This window comes from Neorhizobium sp. PAMB6716 (assembly GCF_058242805.1).
Genome location: NZ_CM177835.1, coordinates 852,517 through 873,546 on the forward strand (window position 1 = coordinate 852,517; position 21,030 = coordinate 873,546).

Below are 21,030 nucleotides of genomic sequence, written 5' to 3' on the forward strand. Positions count from 1 at the left end.
TCATCAAATCGCGGCCATCCGTAGCCCGATTTGCCACGGGATGGAAAGACGTGGATGGCCCGGTTCCTCAGATCGAGGGCGGGCGAGGATCAGTCGCCCAGCACCATCAAGCCATCCTTCTGCAGGGTCAGCGACAGGATGTCGCCGGCCTTCGGCCGCAGAGCGGAAGGATGGTTGAAAATGTCGAAGGAGATGATGTTGCCGCCGACATCGACCTTGGTGCGCATGACCGAACCGAGGAAGTTCGATGACAGCACGGTGCCGGTCAGCGCCGCCGGTCCGGTGGAAGGGCCGGCAACCATCGCGGCTTCCGGCCGGAAGGCGACCGAGATCGACTGGCCATCGGCCTTGCCGCTGACGGGCTGCGGCAGGCTGACGAGTTCTTCCCCGATCTTCACCACGCCGGTGGCGCCATTAACAAGCGTTGCCTCGATGACATTCAGCGTGCCGACGAAATTGGCGACAAAGCGGGTTGCCGGGCGGTTATAGATCTCCGGTGCGGTGCCGATCTGGTCGGCCTTGCCGCCGTTCATCACGACGATGCGGTCGGAAATGGACAGCGCCTCTTCCTGGTCGTGCGTCACGAAGACGGTGGTGATGCCGAGATGGCGCTGGATCTGGCGGATTTCTTCGCGCAGCGACACGCGGATCTTCGCATCGAGCGCCGACAGCGGCTCATCGAGCAAAAGCACCTCCGGTTTTGGCGCCAGTGCGCGGGCGAGCGCCACGCGCTGCTGCTGGCCGCCGGACATCTGGTAGGGGTAGCGGTCAGCGAGATGCTCGAGATGAATGAGTTTCAGCATCTCCTTGACGCGGCTCTCGATCTCGCTCTTCGGTTTGCCCGCGACCTTCAGGCCGAAGGCGACGTTGTCGAAGACGTTCATGTTGGGAAACAGCGCATAGGCCTGGAACACCATGCCGATATTGCGCTGGTTCGGACGAAGGTGCGTCTGGTCCTTGCCGGCAATTTCAATGGTGCCACCGGTCGGGATCTCGAATCCGGCGATCATGCGCAGCACCGTCGTTTTGCCGCAGCCGGACGGGCCGAGGAAGGACACGAACTCGCCCTTGTCGATCGTCATGTTGAAATCATGCACGACCTTCACGGAACCGAAGGACTTTTGCAGATGGGTCAGTGTCAGAAAGCTCATGGATGAAAAGTCCTCAAACCGGGCGCTGCGCGGATTTCTGGAAGCGCGAGACAAGCTGGATCAGGCCCAGGCAGCCCCAGGTGATGGCAAAGGCAATGACGGCAAGGGCGGCAGGTTCATAGGCACGGTTGGCGCCGAGAACCTGCATGTAAGGCCCGAAGGCCGGCCGGTTGAGCAGCGCTGCCATGGTGAACTCGCCGATGACGATGGCAAAAGTCAGGAAGGCGCCCGACAGAACCGCCACCAGCACGTTCGGCAGGATGATGCGGGTGATGATGGTGAACCAGCCGGCGCCGAGGCTTTGTGCCGCTTCCGTCAGCGTCGTCACATCGATGGTGCGAAGGCCGGTATCGACTGCGCGGTACATGTAGGGAAGGGCAAGCATCGTATAACCGGCCACCAGCAGCACATCAGTGCCGAGTGCTGTTCCTGTGAGCGGCAGCCAGCTCGATGTGTTGTAAAGCCTGATGTAACCGAACACCACGACGATGGCCGGTATGACCAGCGGCAGGAGCGTGACGAATTCCACGTAAGGCCGCAGGAACGGCAGTTTCAGCCGTACCCAGTAGGCCGTGGGCACCACGAGGAACACGCCGACGAGAATGGTCAGCAGCGCAAGCGTCACCGAATAGGTGAATGTTTCCTGGAAACGCGTGTCTGCGAGCACTTTTGCATAGGCATCGAAGGAATAGACGCCGCGGCGCATTTTCAGCGAAAAGTTTGTCATGCCGATCAATGGCAGGATGAAATAGAGGAGGCCGATGATCAGCGCTCCCCAGGCCCAGAAACGCTTCATCTCATCCACCTTTCGCTGCGGGCGCGCAGCCAGATGTAAACCGTGTTGGCAACGCCGGTGACGGCGATCATGCCGAAGGCCAGCGCATAACCCAGATGCGGATCACCCAGCACGTCGCCGCGGATCTGCGCAAACAGCAGGATCGGCACGATGCTGAGCGACGAGCCGGTGAGTGCGATGGCTGTGGCAACCGCGCCGAAGGCATTGGCGAAAAGAAGGGCGAATGTGCCGAGGATCGCAGGCGTGAGGATCGGCAGCGCCACCATGCGCCAGTATTGCGCGTTTGTGGCGCCGAGGATGGAGGCCGCCTCGCGCCATTCCTTCTTCAACCCGTCAAGCGCCGGCGTGATGATGAGGATCATCAGCGGGATCTGGAAGAAGAGATAGGTGAGCGTCAGCCCCCAGAAGGAGAGGAGGTTGAAGCCGAGCATGCGCAGGTTGATGCCAAGCTCGGTCTGCAGGAACACGGTGATGAAGCCGACAGGGCCGAGCGTTGCCAGAAAGGCAAAGGCCAGCGGCACGCCGGCAAAGTTGGAGGCAACGCCGGAAAACGTCATCAGCGGCCCGCGAATGGCGCGCGGCAGGCCGCCGAGCACAACGGCGGCTGCGGTGCCAAAGCCGATCAGGCAGCCGAAAAAGGCGGATGCCATGCTGATGCGGATCGAGATGCCGTAGGCGGCAAGGATCGACGGCGTGAACAGATTGCCGATATTTTGAAAGGTAAAGCTTCCGTCTGGCCGCTGGAAAGCGCCGATGACGATCTTCATCGTCGGCATGATGAGAAAAAGCAGCACAAAGATCGCGAACGGCAGGATGCCGAGCCAGTGGAAAGGCAGGCGCATGCGCCTCGCCGGGAAGGGCCCGGTCGGTGGGTTCGGTGACGTCATTCCCCTCAATTCCGTTTTTGTTTCAGGCAACGGTTATTGTTCAAAGAGTGCAACGTTGCCCCGGCATTTGCAACCGGGGCAACGGATTCAGGTCTTACTTGACGTTTGCGCCGACGACGCTGTCCCAGGCGCCGGTGACGGCAGCCTTGTTGGCATCGACTTCTTCGAGCGTCGGGAAGTAGGCCTTTTCATAGGCAGCAGCCGGCGGCAGCTTGTCGAGCAGATCCTTCGGGATCTTGTTTGCCTTGGCCATCGCGTTGAAGCGGATCGGGTGGCAATAGCCCTTCAGCCAGCCAAGCTGACCGGCGTCCGAATAGAGGTGTTCCATCCAGAGCTTGGCTGCGTTCGGATGCGGAGCATAAGCGGAAATGCCCTGTACATACACGCCGGCGAGAACGCCGGACGCGGGAACGACGACTTCAACCGGCGGGTTGCCGGCCAGCGTGTCCTTGGCGGCAAGCGCATTATAGTCCCACATCACGACGATCGGGGTGGCACCCTGGGCAAGCGTGCCCGACTTGCCGATGACAGGCACGAAGTTGCCGGCCTTGTTCAGTTCGCCGAAATATTTGAGACCGGCTTCGCCGGCTTCCTTGCCAGCCTTTGCGCCGCTTGCGAGGCCGGCTGCGAGAACACCGAGAATGGCCTGGTTGGAGGCGCGCGGATCACCGGCAAGAGCGACCTGACCGGCATATTCCGGCTTCTTCAGGTCCGACCAGTCAGCCGGTGTGTTCTTGACCAGATCCTTGTTCACCAGCAGCGACATGACGCCGTAATAGTCGCCGTACCAGTAGCCTTCGGCATCCTTGACGTTGTCGGGGATCTCGCTCCAGGTGGAAACCTTGTAAGGCTGAAGAAGGCCTTCCTTTTTCATCTGCGGGCCGAATGCAAGGCCAACGTCCACGACGTCAGGCGCCTGCGGGCCCTTGTTGTCCTTGTTAGCCTTGATGGCTTCCACTTCGTCGGCCGAACCGGCGTCCGGGTTCAGTTCGTTGACGGTGATTTCCGGATACTTCTTCTTGAAGTCAGCGATGACTTCGCCGTAGCCGCACCAGTCATGCGGAAGGGCAACGGTGGTCAGCATGCCTTCTTTCTTGGCGGCAGCGATCAGTTCGGCGCTGGGCTCTGCAAAGGCAAAGCTTGTCGATGCAACGACGATCGCAGTCGTCAGAGACAGCATACGTTGGGTCTTGGACATCACGTTTTTCTCCTCAAGGTTATGGTTGGTGGCGCGACAAGTAGAGGCAGTTGATGAATGGCATGTGACAGTATCGGTTTGTATCCCGCAAGCGTCGCTTATGATGCGATGCGCGAATTTTCTCCTTTTTTCAGTTATTTGCCCCGGTCCTTCGGTTCGGGGCGCCGAAACAGCCGGCTGCGTTCGAACAAGGCCTCCAGCGAATTCATGCGTTCGCGGGTTCTCTCCCAGGTGGCACTTTGTACCGCCTCGATCAGCGCTTCCACGGTAAACAGCGTGACAACAGAGGAATCCCAGGCGGACGGCGCTTCGATGGCCAGTTTGAACACGTGGCGGGCATGGCGGGCGACGGGAGAGGCCCAGACATCGGTGAACAGAATGATCACCACGCCGCTGGCCGCTGCTGCCTCCGCAAGCGTTGCCAGTTCCTGCTCGTAACGGCGGATATCGAAGATCACCAAGACGTCGCCAGCGGACATGTTTAGAAGATATTGCGGCCAGGAACTGCGATTGGTCGAAATCAGCGTGGTCTTGGGCCGGATCACCTGCATATGGGTGAAGAAATAATCGGCCAGCGCCCCGGTGATGCGCCCGCCAACAAAATAGATGGCACGCTTGTCGTCGCGCAACAGATCGGCGGCATCGTCAAAGGCTGCAACATCGATGCTCGAGAGCGTGGTGCGCAGATTGTCGCTGACGGCCTCGGCAAAGCGATTGAGGACATGGGCCGTCGGGGCGCCGGCTGCCCATCGGTCATGCTTGGCAATCGGGCTTGATATCGTCGCCTCGAGATCCTGGTGCAGATGCGCCTGAAATTCCGGGTAACCCTTGTAGCCGAGCTTCTGCACCATGCGGGCAACGGTTGGCGTGGATACGCCGGCATTGTCGGCCGTCACGGTAATGCTGCCCAGCCCCGACATCGGATAGTTGTCGATGAGACTTGCGGCGAGCTTTTTCTCGGCCGGCGTCAGTCCGTCGTAATGCAGACGGATCACATCCAGCACCGTATTCGATGATGATGTCACGAACTCTTTGTTCCCTTCCCGATCTTTGCCGGTTTTGTGCAACTAAACTATCGGCAGGTGGGGCGAGTCAATCCACCCACTGAAAAGATTCTTTCAGGAAGTGGTTGACGATCGACTGTGTTTGAAGAATTCTCTTCTTGTCGAAGTCTGATACAGGCACGGAAACCTGATGACGTTTGTCCCGACCGATGTTCTGACCAGCGAGGATGAAAGCCCGGTTGCCATCGAGCGGGCGGATGCCACTGGTGACGTTCTGCTGGTGTGCGAACATGCATCCCGGCGGTTGCCGTCGCGGCTGGGAACGCTCGGGCTGTCGCAGGAGGCGCTTTCCTCGCATATCGCCTGGGATCCGGGCGCTCTGGCCGTCGCCCGGCTGATGGCGGAAGGGCTTGATGCCTGCCTGATCTATCAGCAATTTTCGCGCCTCGCGTTTGACTGCAACCGGCCACCGGGTGCGCCGGGGGCCATCCGCGATGTCAGTGAAGTGTTTCGTGTTCCCGGCAATGAAAACCTGTCGGAGACGGAAAAGGCCGCGCGGGCGCAGGCGCTCTATTATCCCTTCCAGGACAGGATCGGTGAGGAAATTAAAGATCGGCACGCCCGGGGGCAGGCGACCGTTCTGGTGACCGTTCACTCGTTCACGCCGGTCTATTACGGCACGCCGCGCGCCGTTGAAATCGGCATCCTGCATGACGAAGACAGCCGTCTTGCCGACCGCATGCTGGCGGCCGCGGATGGCAACGCGCACTACCGGGTGGAGCGCAACGAACCCTATGGTCCGGCCGATGGTGTAACGCATACGCTCGTCCTGCATGCACTGCCGGCTGGCCTTCTGAACGTCATGATAGAGGTCAGGAACGATTTGATCGATACGGAAGCCGGGCAAAGGATCGTGGCCGGTTTTCTCACGGAGTTGCTGGCGAAAAGCCTTGGCGACATCCAAAGATAAGATCCAGGGGAGCAGTTGGTTGGCATGCCCGAGGTCTTGTGCCGCGGGGGTTGAAACTGGGCGGTCGCAATGACGCGACCGATCTGCTGAGAGGGGAATGTCATGTCCGCTTATACAGACAAAGATAAAAAGCAGGATGTTCAAATCCTGCATTCCATGGGTTACGCGCAGGAACTGGAGCGTCGCATGAGCTCCTTTTCCAATTTCGCAATTTCATTTTCGATTATCTGCATTCTTTCGGGTGGTATCAACTCGCTCGGGCAGGCGACATCGGGCGCTGGCGGTGCGGCAATCGGCATCGGCTGGCCGCTCGGCTGCCTGATTTCCGGCATTTTTGCGCTTGGCCTTGCACAGATCAGCTCGGCCTATCCGACTGCCGGCGGGCTCTATCACTGGGGCTCCATCCTCGGAAACCGCTTCACCGGCTGGCTGTCGGCCTGGCTGAACCTTTTGGGTCTCGTCACGGTTCTCGGTGCCATCAATGTCGGCACCTTCTATTTCTTCTTCGGCGCCTTCGGTCCGGCATTCGGCATCGAGGATACCCTCATGCACCGGGTCCTGTTCGTTGCGGCCATTACCGCACTGCAGGCGCTGATCAACCATCTTGGCATTGGGCTGACGGCAAAGCTCACCGATTTCTCCGGTTACCTGATCTTTGCAACGGCGCTGATCCTCACGGCCGTGTGCCTATTTGCAGCGCCAAGCTGGGAGTTTTCGCGCCTTTTCACCTTCGCCAATTATACCGGCACGGAAGGGGCAGCACTTGTCTGGCCAACGACCGTTTCGGGCGGCATGGCCTTCCTGCTCGGCCTGCTTTTGCCGATCTACACGATCACCGGCTATGACGCATCTGCCCATACGTCGGAAGAAACCGTCAAGGCCGCCGAATCGGTGCCGCGCGGCATGGTCTCCTCGGTCATCTGGGCCTCCATCTTCGGTTATATCATGTTGTGCGCCTTCGTTCTGATGCTGCCCAGCATGGAAGAGGCGGCAAAGCAGGGCTGGAACGTGTTTTTCTGGGCCATGGATACCCAGGTCAACGCCACGCTCAAGACGGTTCTCTACGTGCTGATCTTCATCTCGCAGTTCCTCTGCGGCATGGCGACCGTCACCTCGCTGTCGCGCATGATCTTCGCCTTCTCGCGTGACAAGGGCCTGCCGGCCTCTTCGAAGCTTGCCAAGGTCAGCCCGAAATACCGCACGCCGGTTGCCGCGATCTGGACGGGATCGGTCTTGTCGGTTCTGTTTGTCTGGTTCACCTCCGCCATCACCATTGCCGGAACGCCCGCTTATTCCATCGTGGTGTCCTGCACGGTGATCTTCCTGTTCCTGTCCTTCATGCTGCCGATTGCGCTTGGCCTGGGGGCGATCGGCACGGCCAAATGGCTGGCCATGGGACCGTGGAACATGGGCATCGGCGCCTACAAGCTGGTGGCTGTTCTTGCCATCATCGCCATGATCGTGATCTTCTTCATCGGCGTGCAGCCGCCGAACGACTGGGCGCTGGAAATTACCGTCGGCTTCCTGGTGCTGACGGCCGTGGTGTGGTTCGTCTTCGAGAACCGCCGCTTCCAGGGCCCGCCGATTGGCGATGCCATTGCAAAGCGCAAGAGCGAAATCGCCGCTGCCGAGGCAGCCGTCGGAGAGGCGTGACGTAACCGAGGCATCATTTCATCCGCCGCCGCATCCGTGCGGCGGCTCCCTCTTTGAAACGGACACATCCATGACCTCACTCTATACTTTCGACGATCTGAAGATCGATGTGGCCGCCGGACGGATAGATACCGTCATCGCAGCACAGATCGACATGCAGGGACGCCTGATGGGCAAGCGTTTTCAGGCGGAATATTTCGTCGACAGCGCCTGGAAGGAAACCCACAGTTGCAACTACCTGCAGGCCACCGACATCGAGATGGAAACCATCTCCGGCTACAAGGCCACCAGCTGGGAGCAGGGTTACGGCGACTACATCATGAAGCCGGACCTCGCGACACTGCGCAAGCTGCCCTGGCTGGAAGGCACGGCGCTCGTGCTCTGCGACGTGCTGGACCATCACACCCATGAGGAAGTGCCCCATTCGCCGCGCGCCATTCTGAAAAAGCAGATGCGGGCGCTGGAAGATCTGGGCTTTGCCGCTTTCATGGCAACCGAGCTTGAATTTTTCCTGTTCGACCAGACGTTCGATCATGCCCGCGAGACCGGATACCGGAACTTGCGTCTCTCCAGCGCCTATAACGAGGATTACCACATCTTCCAGACCACCAAGGAAGAAGAGGTGATGCGCGCCATCCGCACCGGGCTGCAGGGCGCCGGCGTTCCCGTCGAAAACACCAAGGGCGAAGCCTCTGCCGGCCAGGCGGAAGTCAATGTGCGGTATGCCGAGGCGCTCACCATGGCCGACCGCCACGTCATCATCAAGAATGCCTGCAAGGAAATTGCCTGGGCCAAGGGCAAGGCCGTCACCTTCCTTGCCAAATGGAATGACAAGGCAGCCGGTTCGTCCTCGCATATCCATCAGTCGCTGTGGAGCACCGATGGCAAGGTGCCGCTGTTCTTCGACAAGGACGCCGACCACGGCATTTCTGAGACCATGCGGCACTACATTGCCGGCCTTCTCGCCTATGCCGAGGAGTACACCTATTTTCTGGCACCCTACATCAATTCCTACAAGCGCTTCGTCGCCGGCACCTTTGCACCCACCAAGATCGTCTGGAGCATGGACAACCGCACGGCCGGTTTTCGCCTGTGTGGTGACGGCACCAAGGGCATCCGCATCGAATGCCGCATCGGCGGCTCCGACCTCAACCCCTATCTTGCCATGGCAGCGCTGCTCGCCGCCGGCATCGAGGGCATCAAGAACAAGATGGAACTGGAACCGGCCTTCGTCGGCGATGCCTATGGCGGCAAGGGCGTGCGCGAAATTCCCCGGACGTTGCGCGACGCGACGGAAAAGCTGCGCGCCTCGGCCATGCTGCGGCAAGCTTTTGGCGAAGACGTCATCGACCATTATGTGCGCGCTGCCGAATGGGAACAGGAAGAATATGACCGCCGCGTGACGGATTGGGAGGTGGCGAGAGGGTTCGAGAGGGCGTAAAACGTCTCTCGGCTCGCCAGCTGATTTGGATAACAGGAAACAACCATGTCGATGATTCAATGTATTTCGCCGATCGATGGCTCGGTTTATGCCGAGCGGCCGGCGATGGCGCTTGAGCCTGCCGCCGATGCGGTGGCGCGCGCAAAAAAGGCGCAGAAGTCCTGGGCCAAACGCCCGCTGGATGAGCGCGTGCAGCTTGTGATGAAGGGTGTCGCCCGGCTGAACGAGATGGTGGACGAGGTGGTGCCGGAGCTTGCTCACATGATGGGCCGGCCGGTGCGTTACGGCGGTGAGTTCCGTGGCTTCAACGAACGCTCCAACTATGTCGCCTCCGTTGCCGCCGATGCGCTGGCGCCGATCCTCGTCGAGGACAGCTCTGCCTTCACCCGCCGCATCGAGCGCGAGCCGCATGGTGTGGTGCTGGTCATCGCGCCGTGGAATTATCCCTACATGACGGCGATCAACACCGTGGCGCCGGCGCTGATGGCGGGCAATACCGTGATCATCAAACATGCCGCCCAGACGCTGCTGGTGGGCGAGCGCATGGTGCGCGCCTTTGTCGAGGCCGGCGTGCCCGATGATGTCTTCCAGAACCTCTTCCTCGATCACGCAACAACCGAAAAGCTGATCGCTGCCGGCTCGTTCAACTTCATCAATTTTACCGGTTCGGTTGCCGGCGGGCGTGCCGTGGAGCGTGCGGCTGCCGGAACCTTTACCGGCATGGGCCTGGAGCTTGGCGGCAAGGATCCCGGTTATGTGATGGAGGATGCCGATCTCGACGCAGCCGTCGACACGCTGATGGATGGCGCCACCTTCAATTCCGGCCAGTGCTGCTGCGGCATCGAGCGCATCTATGTGCATGAAAGCCTCTACGACGCCTTTGTCGAAAAATCCGTTGCCTGGGTATCGAACTACAAGCTCGGCAACCCGCTTGATGCGGACACCACGCTTGGACCGATGGCAAACGTACGTTTTGCAAAAACCGTGCGCGAGCAGGTGGCCGATGCCGTCTCCAGGGGCGCAAAGGCGCTGGTCGACCCAAAGCTCTTCCCGAAGGATGATGGCGGCGCCTATCTGATGCCGCAGGTGCTTGTTAATGTGGATCATTCGATGGAATTCATGCGCGAAGAGACCTTTGGCCCGGCTGTCGGCATCATGAAGGTGAAGAGCGATGAAGAAGCGCTCTCCCTGATGAACGACTGCCAGTATGGCCTCACCGTTTCACTCTGGACGAAAGACGAAGAACGCGCCTCGCGTCTCGGCGCCGATCTCGAGACCGGCACGGTCTTCATGAACCGCTGCGATTATCTCGATCCGGCGCTGGTCTGGACCGGCGTCAAGCAGACCGGACGTGGCGGCTCGCTCTCCGTTCTCGGCTTCCACAACCTGACGCGGCCGAAATCCTATCACCTCAAGAAAGCCTGACCCCATGAACATTACCGCCAACTGGAGCTATCCGACCGCCATCAAGCTTGGCCGCGGGCGCATCAAGGAACTGGGCGATGCCTGCAAGTCGCTCGGCATGAAAAAGCCGCTGCTGGTGACCGACCGTGGTCTTGCCAGCATGGCCATCACGCAAGGGGCGCTGGAGGCGATGGAAGAGGCGGGCCTCGGCCGCGCCATCTTCGCCGAGGTGGATCCGAACCCGAACGAGATCAATCTGGAAGCCGGCATCAAGGCCTATCGTGATGGCGGCCATGATGGCGTTGTCGCCTTCGGCGGCGGCTCGGGGCTCGATCTTGGCAAATGCGTCGCCTTCATGGTCGGGCAGACGCGGCCCGTCTGGGATTTCGAAGATATCGGCGACTGGTGGACACGCGCCAACAGCGAAGGCATCGCGCCCATCGTTGCCGTGCCGACGACAGCCGGCACCGGTTCGGAAGTGGGCCGCGCCTCGGTCATCACCAATTCCAAGACCCATGTGAAGAAGATCATCTTCCATCCGAAATTCCTGCCCGGCGTCGTCATCTGCGATCCGGAACTCACCATGGGCATGCCGAAGGCCATCACCGCCGGAACCGGCATGGATGCCTTTGCCCATTGCCTGGAAGCCTATTGCTCGCCTTTCTTCCACCCGATGAGCCACGGCATTGCGCTCGAAGGCATGCGTCTGGTGAAGGAATTTCTGCCGCGCGCCTATCATGAGGCAAATGATATCGAGGCCCGCACCAACATGATGGCCGCCGCCGCCATGGGCGCCGTTGCCTTCCAGAAGGGGCTCGGCGCCATCCATGCGCTGTCGCACCCGATCGGTGCCGTCTACAACACCCACCACGGCATGACGAACGCCGTGGTGATGCCGGCCGTGCTGCGTTTCAACCGCAAGGCCATCGAACAGAAGATCGAACGTGCCGCCGCCTACCTCGGCATCGCCGGTGGCTTCGACGGTTTTTATGACTATGTGCTGGCGCTGCGCACGGAGCTGAACGTGCCGGAAAGCCTCACCGCCATGGGCATCAAGCCCGACCGGATCGATGAACTCTCGGCCATGGCCATCGAGGACCCGTCCTGTGGCGGCAACCCGGTGAAGCTGACGCTGGAAAACACCAAAACCCTGTTTGCAGATTGCTTCTAAGACCCGTACCGCTTGCATGGCGAAATCGAAAAATCCGGGCCTTTCGCCCGGATTTTTTATGAGTTGATGTCGGTGAAAATGGCACAACCCCAGTTATGTCAGGTCATATTGATGGCCCTGAAATTTACGCTTCATTAACCCTGTTTTTGCAAAAGTGACCGTCATTGGCACCATGTCGTGATGCGGTGCCGCTTCTGAGCGATGCGGCTCGATGACCGTCGAGGACAAACTATGCCTGTGATTTCATTTGCAAATGCCAAAGGCGGTGCCGGCAAGACGACGGCAGCGCTTCTCCTTGCCACGGAGCTGGCGCATCAGGGCCACCGCGTCACCCTGATCGATGCCGATCCGCAGCGCTGGATCAGCCAGTGGCACGAGATGTCCGGCTCGGTGCGCAACATCACCATTATCACCGAAGTCACGGTTGCCTCGCTGCAATGTCACCTGCGCGAGATGTCGTCGACCACGGATTATTTCATCGTCGATCTCGCCGGTGCCCGCGATGCGCTGGTGACCACCGCCATCGGCCTCTCGGATCACGTCATGATCCCCGTACAGGGCTCGGCGATGGACGCCAAGGGGGCCGCCCAGATCCTCGATCTGCTGGCGCTGATGAAGGAAAAGGCAGGCCTTGCCATTGCCCATTCCGTCGTGCTGACCCGCGTCACGCCCGTCGTCACCACCCGCGCACTGGTTGCCATCAAGGGCCTTCTTGCCCAGCGCGGCGTCAACGTATTGAACACCCCGATCGGCGAGCGCACTGCGTTTCGCGAACTCTTCGAAGTCGGCGGCACGCTGCATACGCTGGACGCGGCAAAGGTCTCCAACCTCGACAAGGCGCGCGAAAACGCCCGGATGCTCGCCGAAGAAGTCAAGCGTCTGATGCCCACCCGCGTTGTCCGCTCCGGCCTTCCCAGAATCATCGGTTTTGGTCGCCACGCGGCGTAGTGCCTGACATCCATTGCATACGAAAAAGGGCGCCCCGCAAAAGGCGCCCTTTTTGATGTCCATTTTACCGTGAGATCTCAGTCGACGAATTCCACCACGGTGCCGGGTTTCACCATCTTGGCGAGTTCCGTCGCATCCCAGTTGGTGAGACGGATACAGCCGTGGCTGTTGGTCTTGCCTATCTTGGAAGGCTCCGGTGTGCCGTGGATGCCGTAGGTGGGTTTGGAGAGCGCTATCCAGACCGTGCCGACGGGGCCGTTGGGGCCGGGCGGGATCTGCAGGATCTGGTCGTTATCGCCCTGCTTGAAGTTGATCTTCGGATTATACGTATAACCTGGATTGAGCGCGATACGCTGCACGGTGTGGCTGCCGGTGGGTGAGGGGGTGTCGGACGAGCCGATGGTGGCGGGATAGGCGGCCACAAGCTTGCCATCCGGGCCATAGGCAAAGACCTGCTTTTTGGCCTTGTCTGCCACCACGCGCGCCACTTCGCCGGTTTTTGGCTGGCCGGGGTTCACCACCTTGATGGTGGAGCCTGGAATGGTGAAATCGACACCGGGGTTCAGCGCCTTGAGGTAACCTTCGTCCATGTGGAAACGTTCGGCCAGCGCCTCCGTGGTCGAGGTATAGGACATGGCCGGCAGCTGCGCCTTGTGGGCGTAATCATCCGGAATGGAGGCAACATAGGGGCCGGCGGCATCGGCGGGCGTGATCGTGTAATTGACGATCGGCAGGCCGCCCGAATAGGAGAGGCGCTGCAGGATGTCCTCGGAATTGTTTGGGTCGAGCGTCTCGCCGGTCATTTCCTGCCAGGCGGCAATCGCCTTGTTGACGTTGTCGCCGAGATGCCCGTCGATCACGCCCGGCGAAATGCCTTCGCGGTCGAGAAACACCTGCAAGGCGGTGATTTCCGCCTGCGGCTTGCTGGTGATCGCCATCACGGGCTTTTCGTTGCGTGGCACGATGCTCGGCTGCGGCATCGGCTGTGTCTCCAGCGAGGCCTCTTCCTGTCCGTCATCGACGATGGCGCCATCCGCATCGAGCGGCAGGCGCACGATCGAACTGTCGCGGGGAATGGAGCCGGTCACTTCACCGGGCTCTCCTGGACGGTACTGGCGATAATCGCGGTAGCCGGCATTATTCTGAGCCGGATAGGCGTCCTGGCGAGGATAGGCTGGCTGGGAGGGGTAGGCGTCGCCATATCCGCGCTGGGGCCGTGCCTGATAACCACCGGCAACCGGATCGCGAAACGTATCGCTGCGCATCTCCGTTGCCACGACATTGCCGAAATGATCGATCAGCACTTTGCGCCCCATGCGGTCGCGGCTCACCACCACGTCGCCGGCTTCCGGGATGTAGTCGAGAATTTCGCCGGTCGGTGCCACGAGCACGGTGTCCGAGCGGGAGCCATAGGCGCCTTGGGCAACAGCCGGTGCGACCGACTGGAGCGAGAGAAGAAGAGCCAAACTGAGGCTGAACACTGATGTGGACTTCACAATATCACCGATTCGAGATTACGACGTATAACGGCGGCACGCGCTGACACGTTCCCGACAGCCGAGGTTCTTCTTCAGACAGGTCAATTTTGACGCGAGTGAGGTAGAATTGGCATTTGTGGTGAACGAATACTTAATTTTGAGTGTTTGTCACGCTTTGTTGAGACATGACTAAGGGAGGTTACGGTGAAAGCATTTGTGGCGGCGAGGGGACCAAAGCTGTTCCTGGATGAATCAAGCGTGCTCGATATCGGCAGCTGCATCGTGAATGGTACCGATGTGGCGCCCGGCCGGGCCATTCCCGATGATGGCGATCCACGAATCGACCATTCGCTGGAAGGCTTTTTGTTTACCTGCGGGCCGGATCATATCCGCCATCCCGAACCGATCGATGGCAATGCCGAGGGTCGCAAATATCCATTGCATGGCTCCTATTCCGGCAATCGCGCCGAAATCCTGTTCTGGGATGCGCAAGGCGAGGATGCCGAATGCAAGGCACGCGTTTCCGTGAAGACCGCCGATGGCGGTCTTGCCCTTCTGGAACGGCATGTGCGCACCGATGGCGAAACCGGCGAGGTCTGCCTCTCCGACCGCGTCACCAATGTCGGCACGACGCCGTTTGCCAAGGTGCACATGTACCACATGAACATCGGCGCCTGGCTGTTTGACGGCGATGTGCATCTGACCGGCAAGATGCTGGAGGGCGGCGGTTTCCCCTGGAATTTCGGCGAGGATCCCGGCGGTGTTTTCTGCGTGCCGGCGCGGGTGGCGGGCGAGGAATGGGCGGAAGTTCGGCTCGGCCCCATTGCTTCGCTTACTGGCGCGACACTGAAGGTGCGTTTCAGAACCGATACGCTGCCTTATCTGCAGGTCTGGCGCAATCAGCAGGCGCCGGCGCATGTGCTTGGCATCGAGCCGGTGTCGCACCGCTGGGTCGGCCGCGACGAGCTGAAGGCGTCCGGCGAATTGCAGATGCTCTTGCCCGGCGAGAGTGTCGATTACGGGCTGCGTTTCAGCTTTGCCTGATCAGCGGGATGGCTCTTACAGATTGAAAGGATGGCCTTTTCATTGACGCCATCCCTCTTGCATCGTAATTGAAAACCCTTGTTTGAACGCTGGAGGCCGAAACCATGGACATTCGCCAGATCAACGACGAATATTCCGTCACCGGGCAGATCACGCCTGCCGATCTCGACGACATCAAGGCCCTGGGCTTCAAGTCCATCGTCTGCAACCGTCCCGACGAGGAAGAGCCCGGCCAGCCAAGCTTTGACGAGGTTGCCGCCCGCGCCCGCGAACTCGGCCTCGATATCGCCTATGTGCCGGTCGGGCGTATGGGAGTCGATGGCGAAGCGGTAAAGGGCATGGTGGATGCGCTGGACGAATTTGCGCGCCCCATGCTGGGCTATTGCCGCTCGGGCGCCCGCTCGACCGCCATTTATGAAAAAAGCCTGCACATCCGCGGCTGATCTTTTTCCCCGAAACCATTTTCGGTTTCAGTTCCGCCCATTTACATGAGGAGCATATCCATGAGCATCAAGCGTATCGAACCCGGCAAGCGCATGAGCGGCGCCGTCGTTCACGGCAACACCGTTTACCTCGCAGGCCAGGTGGGTGAGGGCACGTCCGTTACCGAACAGTCGAAGTCGGCGCTCGCTGAAGTCGACCGCCTGCTGGCGCTCGCCGGCACCGACAAGTCAAAGATCCTGCAGACGATCATCTATCTCTCTGACATGGCGAATTTCGCTGAAATGAACGCTGTCTGGGAAGGCTGGATCGACCCGGCAAACCCGCCGGCCCGCGCCACCAGCGGTGCGCCTCTGGCCACGCCGGATTACAAGGTCGAATTCATCGTGACGGCTGCTCTCTGAGCCCGATTTGATCCTTAGATGATGGCACCGCAGGCATATGGCTGCGGTGCCATTTTATTTATTGCATGGGCGGCCATGAGGCCTGCCCGACGGTTGCCACACCAGCTTGTGGTTCAAGACGTCCGATCACGGAGCGTCTGTTCCTGTGCTTTGTCAGACGCAAAGACTGCCTTCCTAATAAAGCGATCTTTTGTAGGCCTCTTCCAGATCATCATCGAGCTTGCGCTTTTCTGCTTCGTCCTCCGGTGCCCCCGTCGTTTCTTCCAGAATGATCTGGACGAGCGAAGGCATCTGCCTGCGATCCTGGAAATGCTCCGGGTTCCACAGATGCGACCGCCGGAAGGCCTTGGCGCAGTGAAAGAAGATTTCGTCGACGTGAACGACGATGGCAAGTTTCGGGCACCGGCCGTTGACTGCCATGCGGTCCAACAGCTCCGGCTGCGTCGTCAGCGTGGCGCGCCCGTTCACGCGCAACGTGTCTTCAAAACCCGGAATGATGAACAGCAGGCCAACGCTTGGATTGCCAAGGACATTGGCGAGCGTATCCAGGCGGTTGTTGCCCGGCCGATCCGGGATCGCCAGCGTCTTGTCATCCAGCACCTGAACGAAGCCGGCTGGATCGCCGCGGGGGCTGACATCCGCGCGTCCGTCAGCGTTCTGCGTACCGATGCAGAGAAACGGCGAGCGGCCAATGAAGGCCTTCGCATGGTCGCTCAGCGTCTTCCGGCACTTTATGACGGCCAGATCATGCGTTGGCTCGAACAGGCTTCGCAGGCCGTCCTCATCCTTGATGGTAAACAGCGGGTCGAGCGAGAACGCTTGCATCTGTTTTTCCTCCCGAAAACCTTTGAGATGCGTACGACAATCAATTTGATGTACGTACCTCAAAAGGTCTATTGCGGCGGAAGATGCTTGTCAATCCAGCGAATCAGGCGATGGGCGTGCCCCGGATCTGGCTCAGCGTGCGGGTCGGGGTTATCGCTTCCGGCGACAGCATCACCTCGATGATGGCCGGTTTGCCGGAGGCGCGGGCGCGCTCGAAGGCAGGACCGAAATCATCCGTCTTTTCCACCCGCTCGCCATGGCCGCCATAGGCTGCGGCGAAGGCGACGAAATCCGGGTTGACGAGATCCGTGGCGCTGACGCGCCCGGGAAAGTCGCGCTCCTGATGCATGCGGATCGTGCCATAGGTGCCGTTGTTGACGAGCACGGTGATGATCGGCAGCCCATAGCGCACGGCGGTGATGAATTCCTGCCCATGCATCATGAAGCAGCCATCGCCGGCAAAACACACGACTTCACGCTCGGGAAACAGCTGCTTTGCCGCAACCGCTGCCGGAAGCCCGTAACCCATCGAGCCGGATGTCGGGGCGGACTGGGTGTTGAACGCCTGGAAGCGATGGAAACGGTGCAGCCAGGTGGCATAATTGCCGGCGCCATTGGTGAAGATGGCGGTCTTTGGCGTGTTTTCCTCGATCCAGTTCATGATCGGACCCATCTGCACATCGCCGGGACCGGTTTCCGGCGGCGTCGACCAGCGCAGGTAAGCGTCGTGCATGGCAGCACTCCGCTCGGCCCAGACGGGCCAGGCCGGCGGTTCGAGATCGCGGATGGCAGCGACGAATTCGGCAGGGCCGGCGCAGATGGCAAGATCCGGGCGGTAGATGCGGCCGAGTTCCTCCGGGTCCGGGAAAACATGCACGATCTTCTGCGACGGGTAGGGGATATCAAGCAGCGTGTAACCGGACGACGGCATTTCCGACATGCGGCTGCCGAGCAGAACGATCAGGTCGCTGTCCTTGATTTCCTTCGACAGCGCCGGATTGATGCCGATGCCGACATCGCCGGCATAACAGGTGTGCAGGTGGTCAAACAGCATCTGACGGCGGAAGGAGCAGCCGACGGGCACATGAAAACGTTCAGCAAAATGGCGGAAATCGGCAACCGCTTCTTCCGTCCAGCGCGTGCCGCCGAGAATGAACATCGGCCGGCGTGCTTCCCGCAGCAACGCCTCGAATGCCGCGATTTGCGACGGGCCGGGATGGCTTTCGACGCGGGTATAAGGCTTGGCTTCCGGCGCTTCTACCAGATCGCGCAGCATGTCTTCCGGCAGCGTCAGCACGACCGGGCCGGGACGGCCGGACGTCGCGACGGCAAAGGCGCGGGTGACGAATTCCGGAATGCGCCGGGCATCGTCGATCTCGCCGACCCATTTGGCAAATTCCGTGAAAGCGCGGCGGTATTCGACTTCCTGAAACGCTTCCCGCTCGCGCGCATCGCGCTGCACCTGGCCGATGAACAGGATCATTGGAATGGAATCCTGCATGGCGACATGCAGGCCGGCGGATGCATTGGTGGCGCCCGGGCCGCGGGTGACCATGCAGATGCCGGGTTCGCCGGTGAGGCGCCCCCAGGTATCGGCCATCATCGCAGCGCCGCCTTCCTGACGGCAGACCAGAACCTCGATGCCGCTGTCATAGAGCGCATCAAGCACCGCAAGATAGCTTTCGCCGGGAACGCAGGACACGCGGGACACGCCGTTTGCCTTCAGCGCCTCGACTATCAGTTGACCGCCGGTCTTCATGGGTTCTGCCTTTCCTTCTGTCGTCTGTCGAGTTCTGCAAGCACCGCGCCGGTGTGCTCGCCAAGCGCCGGGCTTGGCCTGTGATAGGAGAGTGGGGTTTTGGACATCACGATGGGCGTCCTGACGCCGGGAATTGTGGTGCCGTCCGCCGTCTCAAGGTCGATGCGCAGGCCGCGTGCAACAATCTGCGGATCGGCAAACATTTCCGCCACCGAATTGATCGGGCCGGCCGGCACGGCATTTTGGCCGCAGGCGGCCAGCAGGTCGGCCTTCGTCCATTTGACGGTCTCGGCAATGACGGCGGCGCGCACGGCGTCGCGGTTGGCAACACGGGCCTTGTTGGTGGCGTGGCGGGCGTCTTCGGCAAAGGCGTCGATGCCTAAAATAGCGCAGAGGCGGCGGAACTGGCCGTCATTGCCGACGGCCAAGATCAGGTAGCCATCGGCGACCGGCACCACTTCATAGGGGCTGATATTGGGATGGGCATTGCCGAGCCGCACCGGGGCAGCGCCGGAGACGAGATAATTCATGTTCTGGTTGGCAAGCACCGCCGACATCACGTCGAGCAGCGCCATGTCCACCTGCTGGCCCTCTCCGGTCTTCATGACGTGGATGAGAGCGGCCTGGATGGCGGTAACGGCGTAGATGCCGGTGAAGATATCGGCAATCGCGACACCCGCCTTCATCGGCTCTCCGTCAGGCGCGCCAGTCACCGACATGAAACCGGACATGCCCTGCACGATATAGTCATAACCGGCAAGGCTGGCATAGGGGCCGTCCTGGCCAAACCCGGTGATGGAGCAGTAAACGAGGCGCGGATTGATGACCTTCAGGCTGTCATAGTCGAGGCCGTATTTCTTCAAGCCGCCGAGCTTGAAATTCTCGATAAAGACATCGGCATCGGCCACCAGACGACGCACGATTTCCTGTCCCTCCGGCGTGGAGAAATCGACTGCGATGGAGCGCTTGCCGCGGTTGGTGGAATGGTAATAGGCGGCAGACAGGTTTTCGCCGTCCTTGCCCTCGACAAAGGGAGGCCCCCAGCCGCGTGTATCATCGCCACCCTCGGGGTTTTCCACCTTGATCACGTCGGCCCCGAGATCGGCCAGCATCTGGCCAGCCCAGGGGCCTGCCAGCACGCGCGCGAGTTCGATGACGCGGATGCCGTCGAGGGGTGGTTTGTTGTGGGTCTCGCTGGTCATGTCTTCTCGCCGGTGTACAGAGCCCCATGGTCATGAGGACTTTCGATCATGGCGGTGCTCGTGGCCCCCTCACCCCGCCTCCGCTTTGCTCGGCGGACCTCTCCCCAAGGGGAGAGGGGGAACGCGAGCGTTGCGGCCTATCCCTTCTCCCCTCGGGGAGAAGGTGCCCGAAGGGCGGATGAGGGGGCTCTCAACGCCGCCTTACCGTTGTTCATACCGCCACCACCCAACCACGGCACTTGATATCTAGTCATGAGGTCATTCCCACAACGGCAGGTGCCGCTGGTTTGGAAAGGTTCGTCTCGGCCCAATCGGCAAATTCCTGCATGGCGGCCTCGCGGCCGATTTCGTTCAGCGTCTCGTGGCGCATGTCATGATAGATGCGTTTCGTCACCCGCGAAAAGCCGCGCTCGGCCAGACGATGCGACAGCCAGGAAATCGCCTTGCCGCCTTCGGTTGCCGGATCCTGCCCGCCGCCGACCAGATGGATGGGCAGATCCTTCTTCAGGCGCGCCAGAAGCTCTTGTTCGGTGCCGCGAAAGCTCAAGGCAAACACGTCGAGCCACAGAGAGATGGAAATATCGAAGCCGCAGAGCGGATCGGCGAGATAGGCCGCCACTTCCGCCCGGTCGCGCGATAGCCAGTCGGCTTTCGTCTGGTGGTCGGGCATGGCGCGACCCCAGGTGTCAAAGGTGAGTTTTGGCAGGATGAGGCTCGGCACGTCAGAACCCTTCAGCGCCCGTTCGGTCTTCAGCACCACCTGCGCCAGACGCCCGGCAGCACCCACGGCAAAATTGGAATTCCAGACGGCGAGCGCCTGATAATCGCGGGGATAAGAAAGTGCTGTGTTGAGCGCAATCAGCCCGCCCATGGAATGGCCAAACAGCAGCACCGGCAGGCCGGGATGCGCAGCCCTTGCGGCGTCGCTCACGGCCTTGACGTCGGATAGGACCGCGTCGACGCCACCCTTTGCGGCAAACCGCCCTTGCGGCGCATCCGGTGCGGTCGTGTGCCCATGGCCGCGGTGATCATGGGCATAAACGTGAAACCCGCGGGCCGCCATGAAACGGGCAAAGCCGAGATAGCGGCCGCTGTGTTCGCCAAGTCCGTGGCAGATGTGAAGAATGGCGCGCGCCGTGCCCTCGGCGGGCGCATGGCGCATGGCAAGATCAGCGCCGGATGGGCTTTTCAGGCGATTTACTGTCTCGAACATGCACTCTTCCTCCCCTTGCCGCATTGCTCCGGCGGCCCGTT

19 protein-coding genes and 1 pseudogene are annotated in these 21,030 nt (G+C 60.7%); 10 read left to right on the top strand and 10 right to left on the bottom strand.

The window, feature by feature from the left end; translation table 11 throughout:
- Positions 1 to 89: 89 nt before the first annotated feature.
- The 5 genes from AC4CWH_RS04095 to AC4CWH_RS04115 form a co-directional block, all read right to left on the bottom strand.
- On the bottom strand, positions 90 to 1,151 hold the full coding sequence (locus AC4CWH_RS04095; protein WP_491320504.1) for an ABC transporter ATP-binding protein: 1,062 nt from the start codon (positions 1,149 to 1,151) through the stop codon (positions 90 to 92).
- Between the two features lie 13 nt (positions 1,152 to 1,164).
- Positions 1,165 to 1,947 carry an ABC transporter permease gene (locus AC4CWH_RS04100; RefSeq protein WP_491284361.1) on the bottom strand — a complete coding sequence of 261 codons (783 nt, stop codon included), beginning with the start codon at positions 1,945 to 1,947 and terminating at the stop codon, positions 1,165 to 1,167.
- Positions 1,944 to 2,789 carry an ABC transporter permease gene (locus tag AC4CWH_RS04105; protein WP_491320505.1) on the bottom strand — a complete coding sequence of 282 codons (846 nt, stop codon included), beginning with the start codon at positions 2,787 to 2,789 and terminating at the stop codon, positions 1,944 to 1,946. The genes AC4CWH_RS04100 and AC4CWH_RS04105 overlap by 4 nt, the downstream gene beginning before the upstream one ends.
- 139 nt (positions 2,790 to 2,928) lie before the next feature.
- Entirely contained in the window at positions 2,929 to 4,032 is a 1,104-nt protein-coding gene (locus AC4CWH_RS04110; protein WP_491284363.1) for an ABC transporter substrate-binding protein, read from the bottom strand.
- Between the two features lie 134 nt (positions 4,033 to 4,166).
- A complete protein-coding gene (locus AC4CWH_RS04115; protein ID WP_491320506.1) occupies positions 4,167 to 5,057 on the bottom strand; it encodes a MurR/RpiR family transcriptional regulator in 891 nt (296 codons plus the stop codon).
- 169 nt (positions 5,058 to 5,226) lie between these two features.
- Here AC4CWH_RS04115 and AC4CWH_RS04120 point away from each other — a divergent pair, with 169 nt between their 5' ends.
- The 6 genes from AC4CWH_RS04120 (at position 5,227) to AC4CWH_RS04145 (ending at position 12,623) form a co-directional block, all read left to right on the top strand.
- The gene (locus AC4CWH_RS04120; protein ID WP_491320507.1) at positions 5,227 to 6,006 is read left to right on the top strand and encodes an N-formylglutamate amidohydrolase; all 780 of its coding nucleotides are present in this window, start codon (positions 5,227 to 5,229) and stop codon (positions 6,004 to 6,006) included.
- 102 nt (positions 6,007 to 6,108) lie between these two features.
- Positions 6,109 to 7,659 carry an amino acid permease gene (locus AC4CWH_RS04125; protein WP_491320508.1) on the top strand — a complete coding sequence of 517 codons (1,551 nt, stop codon included), beginning with the start codon at positions 6,109 to 6,111 and terminating at the stop codon, positions 7,657 to 7,659.
- A gap of 70 nt (positions 7,660 to 7,729) precedes the next feature.
- Positions 7,730 to 9,100, top strand: a complete 1,371-nt coding sequence (locus AC4CWH_RS04130) for a glutamine synthetase family protein (protein WP_491320509.1) — start codon at positions 7,730 to 7,732, stop codon at positions 9,098 to 9,100.
- Positions 9,101 to 9,145: 45 nt separating this feature from the next.
- Positions 9,146 to 10,525, top strand: a complete 1,380-nt coding sequence (locus AC4CWH_RS04135) for an aldehyde dehydrogenase family protein (protein ID WP_491320510.1) — start codon at positions 9,146 to 9,148, stop codon at positions 10,523 to 10,525.
- Positions 10,526 to 10,529: 4 nt separating this feature from the next.
- A complete protein-coding gene (locus AC4CWH_RS04140; RefSeq protein WP_491320511.1) occupies positions 10,530 to 11,675 on the top strand; it encodes an iron-containing alcohol dehydrogenase in 1,146 nt (381 codons plus the stop codon).
- A 231-nt stretch (positions 11,676 to 11,906) separates the two neighbouring features.
- The gene (locus tag AC4CWH_RS04145) at positions 11,907 to 12,623 is read left to right on the top strand and encodes an AAA family ATPase (RefSeq protein ID WP_491320512.1); all 717 of its coding nucleotides are present in this window, start codon (positions 11,907 to 11,909) and stop codon (positions 12,621 to 12,623) included.
- 77 nt (positions 12,624 to 12,700) lie between these two features.
- Here AC4CWH_RS04145 and AC4CWH_RS04150 read toward each other — a convergent pair whose 3' ends face one another.
- Positions 12,701 to 14,119, bottom strand: coding sequence for a L,D-transpeptidase (locus tag AC4CWH_RS04150; RefSeq protein ID WP_491320513.1), 1,419 nt, complete (start codon positions 14,117 to 14,119; stop codon positions 12,701 to 12,703).
- Between the two features lie 186 nt (positions 14,120 to 14,305).
- Between AC4CWH_RS04150 and AC4CWH_RS04155 the strand changes: the two genes are divergently transcribed.
- The 3 genes from AC4CWH_RS04155 (at position 14,306) to AC4CWH_RS04165 (ending at position 15,990) form a co-directional block, all read left to right on the top strand.
- Positions 14,306 to 15,145, top strand: coding sequence for a DUF4432 family protein (locus AC4CWH_RS04155; protein WP_491320514.1), 840 nt, complete (start codon positions 14,306 to 14,308; stop codon positions 15,143 to 15,145).
- Between the two features lie 104 nt (positions 15,146 to 15,249).
- Complete coding sequence (locus AC4CWH_RS04160) at positions 15,250 to 15,588, top strand: protein tyrosine phosphatase family protein (RefSeq protein ID WP_491284373.1); 339 nt, start codon at positions 15,250 to 15,252, stop codon at positions 15,586 to 15,588.
- Between the two features lie 60 nt (positions 15,589 to 15,648).
- A complete protein-coding gene (locus AC4CWH_RS04165) occupies positions 15,649 to 15,990 on the top strand; it encodes a RidA family protein (RefSeq protein WP_491284374.1) in 342 nt (113 codons plus the stop codon).
- Between the two features lie 174 nt (positions 15,991 to 16,164).
- On the opposite strand, the gene AC4CWH_RS04170 is transcribed toward AC4CWH_RS04165, so the two are convergent.
- The 3 genes from AC4CWH_RS04170 to caiB all read right to left on the bottom strand — a co-directional run bounded on the left by AC4CWH_RS04170 (position 16,165) and on the right by caiB (position 19,776).
- Positions 16,165 to 16,815 (bottom strand): pyridoxamine 5'-phosphate oxidase family protein, encoded by a 651-nt coding sequence (locus AC4CWH_RS04170; RefSeq protein WP_491320515.1) that lies wholly within the window; start codon positions 16,813 to 16,815, stop codon positions 16,165 to 16,167.
- Positions 16,816 to 16,918: 103 nt separating this feature from the next.
- A complete protein-coding gene (locus AC4CWH_RS04175) occupies positions 16,919 to 18,574 on the bottom strand; it encodes a thiamine pyrophosphate-binding protein (protein ID WP_491320516.1) in 1,656 nt (551 codons plus the stop codon).
- Positions 18,571 to 19,776 carry a succinate--glutarate CoA-transferase gene (gene caiB, locus AC4CWH_RS04180; RefSeq protein ID WP_491320517.1) on the bottom strand — a complete coding sequence of 402 codons (1,206 nt, stop codon included), beginning with the start codon at positions 19,774 to 19,776 and terminating at the stop codon, positions 18,571 to 18,573. Before caiB ends, AC4CWH_RS04175 begins: the two co-directional genes overlap by 4 nt.
- A gap of 48 nt (positions 19,777 to 19,824) precedes the next feature.
- Between caiB and AC4CWH_RS04185 the strand changes: the two are divergent.
- Positions 19,825 to 19,974, top strand: a pseudogene (locus AC4CWH_RS04185) (endonuclease domain-containing protein); the annotation flags it as partial.
- 52 nt (positions 19,975 to 20,026) lie between these two features.
- On the opposite strand, the gene AC4CWH_RS04190 reads toward AC4CWH_RS04185, so the two are convergent.
- Positions 20,027 to 20,989: an alpha/beta fold hydrolase gene (locus tag AC4CWH_RS04190; protein ID WP_491320518.1), complete on the bottom strand. Its 963-nt coding sequence runs from the start codon at positions 20,987 to 20,989 to the stop codon at positions 20,027 to 20,029.
- Between the last annotated feature and the right edge of the window lie 41 nt (positions 20,990 to 21,030).